At 62.6% G+C, this 1285-nt stretch carries 1 protein-coding gene and 1 pseudogene; both read left to right on the top strand.

The window, feature by feature from the left end; all coding sequences use genetic code 11:
• Window positions 1-289: 289 nt before the first annotated feature.
• Complete coding sequence (locus EN750_RS34805) at window positions 290-1066, top strand: DUF2066 domain-containing protein (RefSeq protein WP_245482900.1); 777 nt, start codon at window positions 290-292, stop codon at window positions 1064-1066.
• An 89-nt stretch (window positions 1067-1155) separates the two neighbouring features.
• A pseudogene (locus EN750_RS34810) lies at window positions 1156-1285 on the top strand (porphobilinogen synthase); the annotation flags it as partial.

A 1285-nucleotide genomic window follows, 5' to 3' on the forward strand; every position in this document is an offset into this window, starting at 1 on the left:
CAAATGTTCGAAGCGGATCTCGTCGCCTCCGCCAAAATCCATCGTGAAGAATCCCTCCCCCGGCCGCCGGGATTGAAGTGCTAAAGCGTGGCGCATGGGTGCGTCAATGGCGAGCACACCGGTGCAAGCTCTGGCCCGGACCAGGAGCGAGTGCTAAAAATCGAGCTGCAATACTGAAAAACTGGATAGAGTTCATTGCAGCGCAGCTCTGGCGGGTCTTCGAACGGGACGGTTGTTTATGACTCGATTTTCGCGCCTTGCGCCGGTGGCAATCGGGCTGAGCATCTGCTTGACTGTTCACCCGGTCATGGCGGCGACTTTGGAAGATCTCTACAGCTCGCAGACCATCGTCAACGGCAAATACGAGAAGAACCGCCAGTCCGGCTTCAAGCGCTGCCTCGACGCGGTTCTGGTGCGGGTTTCCGGCGATCAGCGCCTGCCGGCGAAACCTGAAATGACGGCATTGCGCGACAAGGCCGGCAGCTTCGTCGCAGGCTTTCGCTACCGCGACCGCATGGAAGGCATTCCCAACCATGACGATCAGGGCACGTACGATCGGCCCCACAACCTTTCCTGCCAGTACAAGCCGGCTGAAATCGACCCGGTGCTGGCTTCGCTCGGCAGCAGGCCGTGGCTGGCCGAGCGGCCGCAGCTGGCGGTGTTTTTGACGACCGAGCGCGGAACAATGCATTACGCGCTCGATGCCGATGACGACCGTGGCATGCCGATGCGCGAATCGTTCGGCAATGCCGCCGTACCGCTGGCCATGCAGGTGGCTTTTCCCACGGCGGCGCAGCTGTCGCGGGCCGGATTGGACGATCAGGAGCTTCGCAATGCCGAGATGACGAAGCTCGACACACTGGCGAAGAAGACCGGCGCCGACCAGGCGCTTTCCGGCAGTCTCGTCTGGAGCGACAAGGAACTGGGCTGGATCGCCGACTGGCGGCTGGCCGCGGCCGGCAAGACCTACATCTGGCAGGTGCGCGGTGTCGGCTTCGACGAGGCTTTCCGTGTCGCCATCAGGGGCGCAGCACAGATTCTGTCAGGCAATGGGCAACCCGAATAGACTTCGACCGGATCGCTGGCACAATCGTGCCGCATTGGTCAGCAGCGGGAGCTCGTGGTAAAAGCCTGCCCGAACGAGAGTATTTAGCGATGAACAAATTCACCCCCGCAAAGCCCGCCGGCGCGCGCGGCGTCGACGAGATCACCGGCAGCCGCCGTCTGCGCCGCATGCGCAAGGCCGACTGGTCGCGCCGTCTCGTGCAGGAGAACCGGCTCACGG

This window comes from Mesorhizobium sp. M7A.F.Ca.ET.027.03.2.1, assembly GCF_003999175.1.
In the GTDB taxonomy this organism is placed as follows: domain Bacteria; phylum Pseudomonadota; class Alphaproteobacteria; order Rhizobiales; family Rhizobiaceae; genus Mesorhizobium.